The organism is Streptomyces sp. HP-A2021 (genome assembly GCF_022807935.1).
Classification (GTDB): domain Bacteria; phylum Actinomycetota; class Actinomycetes; order Streptomycetales; family Streptomycetaceae; genus Streptomyces; species Streptomyces afghaniensis.
In genome coordinates this window covers 2,236,359-2,249,021 of the sequence record NZ_CP094344.1, presented here as the reverse complement: position 1 = coordinate 2,249,021, position 12,663 = coordinate 2,236,359, and the positions used below count along the sequence as shown (strand labels likewise).

Here is a 12,663-nt window from a genome sequence, read left to right as displayed (position 1 = left end):
GATGAGACGCGCGTACGCGGTCCTCCTCGCCCTGTGCCTGGGCATGTTCGGCGCCCTCGCCACCGCCGGCCCCGCCCAGGCAGCGCCCCAGACCATCACCAACGGCACGCAGTTCAAGGACACCTCCGGCAACCCCGTCCACGCGCACGGCGGCGGGGTCCTCAAGGTCGGCTCCTACTACTACTGGTTCGGCGAGCACCGCAACGCCGACAACACCTTCCGGTACGTCGACGCCTACCGCTCGACCGACCTGAAGAACTGGGAGTTCCGCAACCACGTCCTGACCGAGGCCAGCGACCCGGAGCTGGCGACCGCCAACATCGAGCGGCCGAAGGTCATGTACAACGCCTCCACCGGCAAGTTCGTGATGTGGATGCACAAGGAGAACGGCACCGACTACAGCGAGGCCCGCGCCGCCGTCGCCGTCTCCGACACCGTCGACGGAAACTACACCTGGAAGGGCAGCTTCCGCCCGCTCGGCCAGCACATGTCCCGCGACATCACGGTCTTCGTCGACACCGACGGCGCCGGATACATGATCTCCGCCGCCCGCGAGAACTACGACCTCCAGATCTACCGCCTCACCGCCGACTACACCGGCATCGCGAGCCTGGTCGCCAACCCCTGGCCGGGCGGCCACCGCGAGGCCCCGGCCCTGTTCAAGCGGGGTGGCGTGTACTTCATGCTGACCTCGGGCGCCACGGGCTGGAACCCCAACCAGCAGCAGTACGCCACGGCCACGAGCATCTCCGGCCCCTGGTCGGCCATGAAGAACATCGGCGACTCGACGGCCTACGGCTCGCAGACCGCGTTCGTGCTGCCGGTCCAGGGCACCTCCGGTACCTCGTACCTCTACCTGGGCGACCGCTGGGGCAACTCCTTCGGCGGGACCGTCAACGACTCGCGGTACGTCTGGCTGCCGCTGACCTTCTCCAACTCGACCACGATGGCCATGTCCTGGTCGCCGGAGGTCACCGTCGACACGGCCGCCGGGACCGTCTCCGGCACGAGCGCCACGTACAACACCCTCGTCGCCCGCCACTCGTCCAAGTGCGCGGACGTGACCAGCCAGTCGCTGTGGGCCGGTGCCCAGCTCAAGCAGTACGACTGCAACGGCGGCAGCAACCAGAAGTACTGGTTCAAGTCCGTCGGAAGCGGTTACTACCAGCTGATGGTCAGGAACAGCTCCCTGTGCGTGCAGGAGAACGCGAGCACGGTCACGCAGGAGAACTGCTCCTCCGCGACGAGCCAGCAGTGGTCGCTGACCACCACCGGCTCGTACGTGAACGTCAAGTCGCGTGCGTCCGGCGAGTGCCTGGACGTGAACGGCGCGTCGACCGCCAACGGCGCCGCGCTCATCACATACACGTGCAACGGCGGCACCAACCAGCAGTGGACGCGCGGGACCTGACAACCGCCGGGACGGCCGCTACGCCAGCAGGTCGATCGCGTCGATCGCCGTCCCCGCACTGAGGAAGCCGGTCGCCCCCGACCCGCTCACCACGTCGATCCTGAGCACGTTGTACTGGCTCGCGTCCGTCTTCCAGGCGGACGCCGGGACGCTGTACGTGAACGTGTGGTTGTTGCCGCGGTACGAACCGTTGGTCAGCGACCGGGTGTTCGGCTGGGTGGGCGGGGAGGGGATGGCCGACGTCCAGGCATCGTTCACCGTCACCTGCGGGCGGCCGTTGGCGTACGCCGTCGTCACCCCGATCCGCAGGGTGTGCGCGGCCGCCGCCTGGGCCGCCGCCAGCCGGAAGTACACCAGGATCCCGCTGTTGACGTCCTTCCAGAGGTAGCAGGGGAAGGCCGCGGTCTCGCCGTCGCCGATGACGACGTTCCCCGTCCAGGACGCGGCCCGTACGTCGGAGGGATGCGCGTACGTCATCAGGTCCGCGTTCTTGAACCCGGCCGGCGTGCCGTTCCAGTCGCCGATCCGCCAGATCGCGCTCGCATTGGACGGGTCGTTGGAGGACGGGATGGCGATCGTGTTCAGGGTGGTCGTGCCGCCCGCCGACACGCTCACCGAGGTGGTGTACACCGCCAGCTCGCCCTTGTAGACGGTCAGCGTGTACGTGCCCGGCAGCACGCCCGGGACGGAGAAGAAGCCGTCCGAGGAACGCGCCGAACCCCAGTACTGCGCCGCCGCGTTGGCCAGGCCCACGGTGTACGGGTACGCCGTGTTCCGCCCGGATATCCCGACCCCCGCCACCTTGCCCCGGCCGCTCGCCGGCACGTACCCGGCGATGCCGAGCGAGTCGGCCCACGGCGTGGTCAGGGTGCCCGGGAACAGCGCCGAGGAGGGCGCCCCGCCGTCCGTGAAGGCGATGACGTACGGGCCCTGGAGACCGAAGCGCTGGTCCTCGGTCTGGTTCTGTCCGTAGTAGAGGATCTCGTACAGGCCGCCGCCGTCCGCGCTCTGGTGGCGCAGCAGCGAGCGGTAGAAGGGGCCGCCGGAGGCTTTCTCGTGGTTGCTGCGCACCATCCACAGACCGACGCCGCCGGCGGACCAGCCGATGTGGTCGTAGTCCATGACGCGCCGCTTGGCATAGTGCTTGGAGCGGGTCTGCCCGTCGGACTTCCGGAACACGTCCGAGGCCTCGATGGCGGTGGGCGCGTACGTGTACGAGTCGGGCTCGTCGTTGAGGAACGCGCCCTTCTTCACGCGCACGATGTACCGGGTCGCGGAGACGGACGTGTCGGCCTTGTTCGTCCACAGGTAGACGTTGTTCTCGCCGCTGCGGGCCGCGTAGTAGTGCCGGAGCGTGCCGTGCGTGACCGAGACCAGGATCGTGGAGCCGGACTGCCTGATGCTCACGGTGGAGGCGCCGAGGCCGGACTCGATGTGCGAGTTCATGCCGCCGTAGCCCTGGTACTCCGTGCCCCGGTAGACCAAGGAGGTCAGGTCGCCGGTGGACTTGCTCACCTTGAAAACCAGTTGGGCGCCGGAGTCGACTACGTAGGCCGAGCCGTCGTCGCTCCAGCCGAAGCCTGCGGCGTGCGCCGTGCCGGTCGCCGTGCCGGTGAGGGCCGTGCCGGCGGTGGCGGTGGCGCCGAGGACGAAGGCGCGGCGGCCGACCGGTCTGTTCGCGGATCCGGGCATGGGGGGTGCCTCCTTCGGGAGGTGGGGGGCGGGCGAGAGCGAGGGTGACAGTTGAATCGATTTCGCGAAAGGGCTTTCACATGCCTGGTGGCACCATCTTTGCGAAATCAGGCCGAGGTCTAGAAAGCGCTTGCCGGAGGCGATACGTTCAGCGGCCAGGTCTTGTCACCGTGACGGAGGAGTTGCGAGTGAGACGTTTCAACATCGCCGTGCTGGCGGCCGTGGCGCTGAGCACCGCCCTGTCCGTCGTACCCGCCCACGCGGGCGAGGCCGGCGGACGGCCGGGCCTCGCGCACTGCACCGCGGGCGCCTGCCACTTCGACGTCCCGCCCGGTACGTACGACGTACGGGTCGTGCTCGGCGCAAAGGCCGCGTCCGCCACGAGCATCAGCGGGGAGACCCGCCGGTCCCTGCTGCCGGAGACGGCCGCACCGGCGGGCGAGCGCGTCACCCGCAGCTTCACCGTGAACGTCCGCACTCCCGAGGGCGAGCCCACCGGCCCCGACGGAACCGCCGGCCTCGATCTGCGCATCGGCGGTTCCGCCCCCGCCCTGGCCGGCATCAAGGTCACCCCGGCCCGGCACGCCCGCCAGATCTTCCTGGTCGGCGACTCCACGGTCTGCGACCAGCCCGGCGACCCGTACTCCGGCTGGGGCCAGCAGCTGCCCCAGTACCTCCGCCAGGGCGTGTCCGTCGCCAACTACGCCGATTCCGGCGAGAGTACGGTCACGTATCTGGGGAACCCGCGGCTGTGGGCCACCGTACGGCCCCTGATCCGCCCCGGCGACCTGGTCCTCGTCCAGCTCGCCCACAACGACAAGACCACGGACGAGGCGACCTACCGGGCCAACCTCGAGGCACTGGTGGCGGGAGTCCGGGAGCGGGGCGGACAGCCGGTCCTTGTCACTCCCATCGTGCGGCGCTGGTTCAACACCGACGGCACGCTGAACAACGGAACCGCGCTCCTGGTCAACGGCCTGGGCGTCGACCACCCGGCGGTCACACGCTCCGTCGCCGCCGCCCAGGACGTCCCGCTCATCGACCTCACCGCCAAGACGAAGGCACTCGTCGAGTCCCTGGGCGTGGAGGGTTCCAAGGCCCTCTACCTCACCAACGAGGCGCGGGACAACACGCACACCTCCGTGCGCGGTGCCACGGCCTACGCGGGCCTGGTCCGCGACGAACTCGTCACCCGGCATCTGGTGCCGAAGGGCAAGGTGCGGGTGGGATGAACCCCTGGGGCGCCCCGACCGGAACCGGGGCGCTCCAGGTCCAGCCTGTTCCGACCCGTCCCAGCACGAAAGAGACGCGATGCAGCTGCCTCCCGCCGACCGCACGGCCTCCTCGTTCACCGGCTACACCCGCGCCCACTGGGAGGCGGCGGCCGACGCCCTGCTCACCGCCGTCGAGCCGTACGCGACCGAGGACCGCGCGCTCTACCACCTGCCCGGCGACCGCACCAGCTGGTCGGGCCGCCTCTCCGACGGCCTGGAGGGCTACGCCCGCACCCTGCTGCTGGCCGCCTTCCGCCGCGACGAGAAGGCCCTGGAGCGCTATGCCGACGGGCTGGCCGCCGGGGTCTCGGGCGTCTGGCCCCGCATCGAGGACCGCAGCCAGCCCCTGGTGGAGGCGGCGTCGATCGCACTCGCCCTGCGCCTGACGCGGGACCTGTTGTGGGACCGGCTGGACGACGGCGTACGGCAGCGGGCGGCGGCCTGGCTCGGCGACGCGCTCACCGCCGAGGCCTGGCCCTGCAACTGGGAGCTGTTCCCGGTCACGGTGGGCGGCTTCCTGGCCGAGGTCGGCCACGAGCCGGACGCGTCCCGCGCGGCGATCGACCGCGGCCTGGAGCGCATCGAGCAGTGGTACCTGGGCGACGGCTGGTACACCGACGGCGACGGCCGCAAGTTCGACTACTACAACGGCTGGGCCATGCACCTCTACCCGGTGCTGCACGCCTGGCTGGAGCGGGACGAGCGCCTGCTGGACCTGTACGGGACCCGTCTCGAACGCCATCTCTCGGACTACGCCCGCCTGTTCGGCGGCGACGGCGCTCCCATGCACCAGGGCCGTTCCCTCACCTACCGCTTCGCGACGACGGCACCGCTGTGGCTGGGCGCCCTGACCGGCCGTACGCCGCTCTCCCCGGGCGAGACCCGGCGCCTGGCCTCGGGAGCACTGCGCTACTTCCTCGACCGGGGCGCGGTCGACGACCGGGGCCTGCTCTCCCTGGGCTGGCACGGCCCCGACGAATCCGTCCTCCAGGGCTACTCGGGCCCGGCCTCCCCCTACTGGGCGAGCAAGGGCTTCCTCGGCCTGCTCCTGCCTCCCGACCACGAGGTGTGGACGGCAGCGGAGGAACCGGCCCCGGCCGAACGCGCGGACGCTGTCACCCCCATCGGCCCGCCCAACTGGCTGCTCCAGTCCACCCGTTCCGACGGCGTGGTCCGTCTGCACAACCACGGCAGCGAGGACGTCCGCTACGACCCGTACTACACGCGCCTGGCCTACTCGACCGTGACGGCCCCCTCTCCCTCCTACGACAACAGTGTGCTCGTCGGCGACGACCCGAGCCGCACCGGCATCGAGCCGCTCGGCGCCGGCGACGGCTGGGCGGCCTCGCGGCACACCGCGGGCGGGGGAGCCAGTGTGACGAGCGTGGTGCTGGCGCGCGGGGCGGCGGAGGTGCGGGCACATCTGGTGACGGGGACGGAACCCGGGACGCCGGTGCGGATCACCGGCTGGCCGGCGGGAGAGGGCCTGCGGGCCGAACTCCTGCCCGCGGTCGGCCTCGACGACTCCCTCACAGGCGTCACCGGCGAGGGCGCCACGCTCTTCGTCGCCCTGGGCCGGCTGACGGGCGAGCCGGACCCCCTCCCGCTGGCGGAGCTGGTCTCCGTGCGGGTGGACGAGACAGGGGCCGTCGACGTCCGCTGGAGCGACGGGGACGGGGCGCGGGTCCGGCTGGACGGCTCGGGAGTGGAGGCAGCGCCGCTCACGTGACGCGCTGACCCTTCGAAACCGCCGACGACATGGCAAAGGCAAGGAGAGGACTCTCCTTGCCACTCTCAACGTATAGCGCACTGGGGGGCTTGCGGCAAGGCCCGGGTCAGGGCGCAGAATCGTCGGCCTGTGCCACACACTGCGGAAATGGGGAACGCGTCGGATGGCTGAGCACTACCTGCGGGATCTTCAGGAGATCGACGAGACACAGGTCGCGGTCGTCGGGGGCAAGGGCGCGCACCTGGGCAGGCTCTCGCGGATCGAGGGCGTCCGCGTGCCGGCCGGCTTCTGCGTGACGACGGACGCCTTCCGGCGGATCATGGCGCAAGCGCCGTCGATCGACGATCTGCTCGATCGGTTGTCGCGCGTGGACCCGGACGACCGGGAGGCGGTCCGCACGCTCAGCGCGCAGATCCGCCGGACCGTCGAAGGGATCGCCATCCCGGGCGATCTCGCCGCGGCGATCACCGGCGCGCTCGCCCGGCACGGCGAACAGGCCGCCTACGCCGTCCGGTCCAGCGCGACGGCGGAGGACCTGCCGACGGCCTCCTTCGCCGGCCAGCAGGACACCTACCTGAACGTCGTGGGGCCGGCGGCGGTCCTCCAGCACGTCAGCCGGTGCTGGGCCTCGCTGTTCACCGAGCGGGCCGTGACCTACCGCCGGCGCAGCGGCATCGACCACCGTACGGTCCACATGGCCGTGGTCGTGCAGCAAATGGTCTTCCCGCAGGCGGCCGGCATCCTGTTCACGGCCGACCCCGTCACGGGCAACCGGAAGGTCGCCACCGTGGACGCCGGCTTCGGCCTCGGCGAGGCCCTGGTCTCCGGCCTGGTGAACCCGGACGTCTTCAAGGTGCGCGACGGCGAAGTCGTCGACAAGACGATCGCCGCCAAACAGCGTGCCGTTCAGGCCCTGCCGGCCGGCGGTACGCAGGAAGTGGCGATCGACGCGCAGCGGCAGGAGCAGCCGGCGCTGACGGACGAGCAGGTCGTACGGCTCGTGCGGCTCGGGCGGCGGATCGAAGCGCACTTCGGCCGTCCGCAGGACATCGAATGGTGCCTGGACGGCGATGACTTCCAGATCGTTCAGAGCCGGCCGATCACGACGCTGTTCCCCATCCCCGAGACCGGCGACCAGGAGAACCACGTCTATGTCTCCGTCGGTCATCAGCAGATGATGACCGACGCTATGAAGCCCCTGGGGCTCTCCATGTGGCAGCTGACGGCCATGGCGCCGATGCTCGAGGCCGGCGGGAGGCTGTTCGTCGACGTCACCCGGCGCCTGGCCTCGCCCGCGAGCCGCGCCGGCCTCCTCGACCTCGTGGGCAGAGGCGACCCGCTGGTCAGGGACGCGTTGGAGACCGTCCTCGACCGCGACGACTTCGTCCCGTCGCTCCCTGACGCGGGCCCCGGCGGGCCGCCTTCCGGCGGTCGCACGTCCGCTCCGATCGAGACCGATCCGGCCATCGTCACCGAGCTGATCGAGCGCAGCCAGGCGTCCGTCGCCGCCCTGGAGCGCGAGATCCGGACGAAGACCGGACCGGCGCTGTTCGACTTCCTGCTGGAGGCCTTCGAGGAGCACAAGCGCGTCCTCGGTGATCCGCTGAGCATGCAGGTGATCATGGCGGGGATGGAGGCCACGTGGTGGCTCAACGACAAGCTGCAGGAGTGGCTGGGCGAGAAGAACGCCGCTGACACGCTCACCCTGTCCGCCCCCGACAACATCACCTCGGAGATGGGGCTGGCGCTGCTGGACGTCGCGGACGCGATCCGCCCCCATCCGGAGGTGGTGGCGTTCCTGGAGGGCGTCGAGGACGACGGCTTCCTGGACGAGCTGGTGAAGCTCCCGGGCGGGACCGAAGCGCGCGACGCCATCGAGGCCTACCTCGACCGGTACGGCATGCGCTGCGTCGCCGAGATCGACATCACGAGGCCGCGCTGGCGCGAGCGCCCCAGCACGCTCGTGCCCGTGATCCTCGACAACGTCAGGCACTTCGAGCCGGGCGCCGCCGGGCGCCGCTTCGAGGAAGGCCGGCAGAAGGCGCTGAAGCAGGAACAGGACGTGCTGGCACGCTTGCGGGCCCTGCCGGACGGGGAGCGGAAAGCCGACGAGACCAAGCGGATGATCGACCGGGTCAGAACCTTCATCGGGTACCGGGAGTACCCGAAGTACGGCATCGTCAGCCGCTACTTCGTCTACAAGCAGGCCCTGATGGCGGAGGCGGAGCGCCTCGTGCACGCCGGAGTGCTTCCCGAGAAGGAGGACATCTTCTACCTCACGTTCCAGGAGCTCCACGACGTCGTGCGCTCGAACCAGGTGGACGACCGGCTCGTCCGGCAGCGCAAGGACGCCTTCCGGTCGTACCAGGCGCTCACACCGCCCCGGGTGCTCACCTCGGACGGTGAGGCCGTCACCGGGGCGTACCGGCGCGACGACGTGCCGGACGGTGCCCTGGTCGGCTTGCCGGTGTCCGCCGGGACCGTCGAGGGGAGGGCCCGCGTCATCCTCGACATGGCGGAGGCCGATCTCCAGGCGGGCGACATCCTGGTCACGACCTACACCGACCCCAGCTGGTCGCCGCTGTTCGTCTCCGTCGCGGGCCTGGTGACGGAGGTGGGCGGCCTGATGACCCACGGCGCGGTGATCGCCCGGGAGTACGGCTTGCCGGCCGTGGTGGGCGTGGAGCAGGCCACCCGGCTGATCCGGGACGGGCAGCGGATCCGCGTGCACGGGACCGACGGGTACGTCGAGATCCTGTCTTGACCGGCCTGGTTAGCGTGGCCCCATGACCGTTCATCCGAAGCAGACACCGGCCGCGGGGGCCCTCTCCGCCCTTCACCACGCCGAGGAGCCCCTGTTGCTGCCCAACGCCTGGGACTGCGCGTCCGCGCGGGCCCTGGCCGGACAGGGGTTCCGGGCGATCGGGACGACGAGCCTGGGCGTCGCCGCGGCCGCGGGACTGCCCGACGGTGAGGCGGCGACCCGTGAGGAGACGCTCCGGCTGGCCCGCGCCCTCGGCTCGGAGCCGTGGCTGTTGTCCGTCGACGCCGAGGGCGGCTTCAGCGACGACCCGGACGAGGTGGCGGAGTTCGCGCGCGAGCTGCACGCCGTCGGAGTCGCCGGCATCAACCTGGAGGACGGGCTCGGCCCCGCCGACCGGCACGCGGCGAAGATCGCCGCGGTCAAGGAGGCCGTCCCCGGCCTCTTCGTCAACGCCCGCACCGACACCCACTGGCTCGGCGACGGCGACGCCACGGACACGTTCGCCCGGCTCGACGCCTATCGACAGGCGGGCGCGGACGGCGTGTTCGTCCCCGGCCTCACCGACCTGCGGCAGATCACCGCCCTGGTGCGCCGCGTGCACGCCCCCCTCAACGTCCTCTACTCGCCGGGCGGGCCCGCCGTCTCCCACCTCGCCGACGCCGGCGTGCGCCGGATCAGCCTCGGCTCGCTGCTGTACCGGCGGGCGCTGGGCGCGGCCCTGGAGGCGGTGGCGGAGATCCGGGCCGGCCGGACGCCGGCGGGGCCGACGCCGTCGTACGAGGACGTGGCCGGTCAGGTCGCACCGCAGTAGGTCACTGCGTCAGGTGTCGAGCGCGGCGACCAGCAGCGACACGGCAGCGAGGTCCGGCAGGCTCCGCAGACAGGTGAGGACCTGCCGGCCCGCGAACTCGCGCTGCGCCGCGGTCACCGCCGGATCGACGGCGCACTCGGCCTGCACTCGGATGTAGTTCAGGTCCGTGGCGAACAGCATCGAGAACGACTCCGGGCCCGTGACCTCGGCCCGGCCCCCGGCATCGCGGTAGGCCCGGGCCAGACGCCGGGCGGCCGCGATGTCCACCTCGCCCCGGCCCGACCACACGTACAAGGCTCGCGCGAACTCCCGTTCCGCCGAGACCGGCCCGGCGTTGTCCCAGTCGAGGAGGACCGGCCCGGCCGGGCCCACCAGGACGTTCTGGGGCTGGAGGTCGAGGTGCGAGGTCACGAGGCCGTCGGGATCCGACGGTGTCACCCAGTGCGCCAGCCGGGGCGCCGACGTCGCGATGAACCGGTCCAGTTCGTCCGCCCACGGCAGGCCGGCGTCCCGCACCTTCTTCAGGACGTCCTCCCAGTCGGCGTCGTCGGGACACCGCTCGTACCAGTCGCCCGGCGTCTCGACGGCGCCCTCTCCGGCCCGGTGCAGCAGCGCCATGGTCCGGCCGAACCAGTCCAGGACGTCCGGGTCGGACGCGTCCGCCCGGGTGCCCTCGACCCAGTCGTACAGCTTCACGTACGACCCGCCCGAGGCGAGCCGGGAGACGTGCGCGCCCTGCCGGTTCGGGTGGAGCCGGGGGGAGGCGATGCCCAGGTCGGCCGCGGAGTCCCGGAGCGCGGCCTCGCGGCGGACCTGCGCCTCGTCGCAGCCGAAGAGAAGCTCCTTCACGGCCCAGGAGGAGCCCTGTCCGGAGAGCTTCCAGATCTGGCCCAGGGCGCCCCGCGTCACGGGTGTCATCGTCCAGGGGCCGGTGCCGAGCGAGTAGATCTCCGCTATGGAGCCGGCTGTGTCACGCATCGGTCGTCCTCTTCTCGCGGGGCCAGTTCTTCAGCAGTACGTGCAGGGCGTCGATCGACCTGTCCCAGGACGCCTGTACGTCACGGGGCGCGCCGAAGGCCCCGGTGGACTCCAGGGCGCAGTAGCCGTGGAAGGTGCTGCGCAGCAGGCGCACCGCGTCCGTGAGGTCGGGTTCCTCCAGGCCGTAGGCGCGGAGCATGCCGTAGGTGACGTCGGCCGTGCGGCGCATCGCGGGGGAGTCCGTGAGGAGGTCCTGGTCGATCGGGAGCTGTGTCGCCGCGTACCGGCCGGGGTGTTCCAGGGCGTAGGCCCGGTAGGCGCCGGCGAAGGCGCCGAGCGTGTCCCGGCCGGCCTCCCGCCCCTCGACCGCCGCCGCGATCCGGTCGATCATCTCGCCGCCCGCCAGGAGGGCCAGGCGGGTGCGCAGGTCCTTCAGGTTCCGGACGTGGGTGTACAGACTCGCGTCCTTCACGCCGAAGCGGCGGGCCAGGGCGGAGAGGGTGACGTGGTCCAGGCCGGCCTCGTCGGCGAGGTCGGCCGCGGCGGCGACGAGGCGGTCGGGGGTGAGGCCGGCTCTGGGCATGAGGGAAGAGCGTAGTACGAGCTCAGCGGATCGGCGCGTAGATCACACCCAGCTTGTCGATCTCCGCGCCCGCGCGGCCCGTGAAGCCCACGATCTGCCATCCGGAGGGGGCCGTGAAGGTCTTCGCGTCGGACGTGGCCGTGCCGGCGGACAGGGTGCGGCTTTGGTCCGTCGCGAAGGACGCCGAGAAGATCCGGGTGCGGCCGTCCTTCTGGCCCTGTGTCAGCTTCACCGAGGTCAGGTGCTCGCCCGGGGCCAGCGTCAGCGAGGCCGGCGTGCCGCCCGTGCCGCCGTGGGTCAGGGCCGTACCGCCGTCATGGGTCAACGACACCGCGTCCAGGCGGCTGCTACCGCGCAGGGTGAGGGTGCGGGGGGCGGGGTTCGCCGGCAGGTCGTCCGCGTCGTTGAAGGCCGTGCCGTGCGGACCGCCGATGAAGTCGCTCGCGCGAAGGGACGAGTTGAGCGTGTAGGAGAAGTCGACCGCGTGCGGGAAGTGGTCGGAGAGGTGCTTGCCGTCGGAGCGGAGGAAGGCTTTCCAGTCGTTGGCGTAGCGGGTCGCGGTGAGGGTCAGCAGCTTGCTGCCCCGGTACAGGACCTTGTCCACGACCTCGCAGTCGTTCGCCGGTGCCGCCGCGTCGCAGACCAGCGCGTCACTGCCCTGGGCCGGGGGCGTGCCGCCCTTCACCAGCTTCACCCACGCGTCCGTCAGGCCGTTCTCGGACAGCAGGGTGCGGATGTTGTCGCCGGTGCGGGTGTACCGGGTGTTCGTGTCGCCCATGACGATCACCGCGTTGCCCGCCGAGTTCGCCTGGATGAAGTCCGAGAGCTGCTCGACGTTGGCCCGGCGTGCGGCCAGCGCGTCGTCGGTCGAGTCGGCGTTGGTGTGGACGTTGTACAGGTCGACGAAGGCGCCCTCCGCCAGTCTCACTCGCGCCAGCGAAAATCCCTTGGGGGTCAGGCAGTTGGTGCCGGTGCAGTCCTTCCACTTCACCCGCTGGAAGTCCTCGAAGGGGTGGTCCGACAGGGTGTTGAGCCCGTCACCGAAGGCCGCGCCACCGCTGGTCGCCGTGCGGTACGGGTGCTTGTCGTTGGCGTACAGCGAGGCGTGGTAGTTGAAGTCCTCCTGCACGTTCACGATGTCGTACGGCCCGAGCCGCTGCCCGATCAGCGGGGTGTTGGTCTCGGGGTCGCTGTCGCCGAGCCCGAGGGGCAGGCCCGCGATGTTGTACGTCAGGACGTTGAAGGAGCCGGAGTCCGCTGCGGCGGCGGGCGTCGCGGAGGTCGCGGTCAGTCCGGTGAGGGTCAGAGCGGCAGCGGCGAGGGTGCCGAGAAGTCGTCTCATGGTGGGGGTGTCTCCGGTCGGGGAGGCGGAGCGGGACATGAACGATGTTCAGGTTCGACGCCAACTCGGGTGGTGCGCA

The 12,663-nt window shown here is 71.1% G+C and carries 9 protein-coding genes; 5 read left to right on the top strand and 4 right to left on the bottom strand.

The window, feature by feature from the left end; translation table 11 throughout:
* The first annotated feature begins 1 nt into the window (after position 1).
* Entirely contained in the window at positions 2 to 1,411 is a 1,410-nt protein-coding gene (locus tag MQE23_RS10330; RefSeq protein WP_243382568.1) for an RICIN domain-containing protein, read from the top strand.
* Between the two features lie 18 nt (positions 1,412 to 1,429).
* Here the strand turns inward: MQE23_RS10330 and MQE23_RS10325 are convergent, their stop codons facing one another.
* The gene (locus MQE23_RS10325) at positions 1,430 to 3,103 is read right to left on the bottom strand and encodes a rhamnogalacturonan lyase B N-terminal domain-containing protein (protein WP_020271044.1); all 1,674 of its coding nucleotides are present in this window, start codon (positions 3,101 to 3,103) and stop codon (positions 1,430 to 1,432) included.
* 188 nt (positions 3,104 to 3,291) lie between these two features.
* Here MQE23_RS10325 and MQE23_RS10320 point away from each other — a divergent pair, with 188 nt between their 5' ends.
* From MQE23_RS10320 to MQE23_RS10305, 4 genes are all read left to right on the top strand, one after another.
* Positions 3,292 to 4,335, top strand: a complete 1,044-nt coding sequence (locus tag MQE23_RS10320; RefSeq protein WP_243378948.1) for a rhamnogalacturonan acetylesterase — start codon at positions 3,292 to 3,294, stop codon at positions 4,333 to 4,335.
* Positions 4,336 to 4,414: 79 nt separating this feature from the next.
* A complete protein-coding gene (locus MQE23_RS10315) occupies positions 4,415 to 6,106 on the top strand; it encodes a DUF2264 domain-containing protein (protein WP_243378947.1) in 1,692 nt (563 codons plus the stop codon).
* A 163-nt stretch (positions 6,107 to 6,269) separates the two neighbouring features.
* On the top strand, positions 6,270 to 8,870 hold the full coding sequence (rph, locus tag MQE23_RS10310; RefSeq protein WP_243378946.1) for a rifamycin-inactivating phosphotransferase: 2,601 nt from the start codon (positions 6,270 to 6,272) through the stop codon (positions 8,868 to 8,870).
* A 22-nt stretch (positions 8,871 to 8,892) separates the two neighbouring features.
* Positions 8,893 to 9,681 carry an isocitrate lyase/phosphoenolpyruvate mutase family protein gene (locus tag MQE23_RS10305; RefSeq protein ID WP_243378944.1) on the top strand — a complete coding sequence of 263 codons (789 nt, stop codon included), beginning with the start codon at positions 8,893 to 8,895 and terminating at the stop codon, positions 9,679 to 9,681.
* 9 nt (positions 9,682 to 9,690) lie between these two features.
* Here MQE23_RS10305 and MQE23_RS10300 read toward each other — a convergent pair whose 3' ends face one another.
* From MQE23_RS10300 to MQE23_RS10290, 3 genes are read right to left on the bottom strand one after another with little or no spacing between them, the layout of a single operon-like run.
* The gene (locus MQE23_RS10300) at positions 9,691 to 10,659 is read right to left on the bottom strand and encodes a phosphotransferase (protein WP_020271049.1); all 969 of its coding nucleotides are present in this window, start codon (positions 10,657 to 10,659) and stop codon (positions 9,691 to 9,693) included.
* Positions 10,652 to 11,242, bottom strand: coding sequence for a TetR-like C-terminal domain-containing protein (locus MQE23_RS10295; RefSeq protein WP_020271050.1), 591 nt, complete (start codon positions 11,240 to 11,242; stop codon positions 10,652 to 10,654). The genes MQE23_RS10300 and MQE23_RS10295 overlap by 8 nt, the downstream gene beginning before the upstream one ends.
* 22 nt (positions 11,243 to 11,264) lie before the next feature.
* Positions 11,265 to 12,584: a jacalin-like lectin gene (locus tag MQE23_RS10290; RefSeq protein WP_243378943.1), complete on the bottom strand. Its 1,320-nt coding sequence runs from the start codon at positions 12,582 to 12,584 to the stop codon at positions 11,265 to 11,267.
* Positions 12,585 to 12,663 lie beyond the last annotated feature (79 nt).

What these genes read in the sequence shown, in the direction of transcription:
- MQE23_RS10330 (WP_243382568.1), top strand. Translation starts at nt 2, where the DNA reads ATGAGACGCGCGTACGCGGTCCTCCTCGCCCTGTGCCTGGGCATGTTC.
- rph (WP_243378946.1), top strand. Translation starts at nt 6,270, where the DNA reads ATGGCTGAGCACTACCTGCGGGATCTTCAGGAGATCGACGAGACACAG.
- MQE23_RS10325 (WP_020271044.1), bottom strand. Translation starts at nt 3,103, where the DNA reads ATGCCCGGATCCGCGAACAGACCGGTCGGCCGCCGCGCCTTCGTCCTC.
- MQE23_RS10305 (WP_243378944.1), top strand. Translation starts at nt 8,893, where the DNA reads ATGACCGTTCATCCGAAGCAGACACCGGCCGCGGGGGCCCTCTCCGCC.
- MQE23_RS10295 (WP_020271050.1), bottom strand. Translation starts at nt 11,242, where the DNA reads ATGCCCAGAGCCGGCCTCACCCCCGACCGCCTCGTCGCCGCCGCGGCC.
- MQE23_RS10300 (WP_020271049.1), bottom strand. Translation starts at nt 10,659, where the DNA reads ATGCGTGACACAGCCGGCTCCATAGCGGAGATCTACTCGCTCGGCACC.
- MQE23_RS10290 (WP_243378943.1), bottom strand. Translation starts at nt 12,584, where the DNA reads ATGAGACGACTTCTCGGCACCCTCGCCGCTGCCGCTCTGACCCTCACC.
- MQE23_RS10315 (WP_243378947.1), top strand. Translation starts at nt 4,415, where the DNA reads ATGCAGCTGCCTCCCGCCGACCGCACGGCCTCCTCGTTCACCGGCTAC.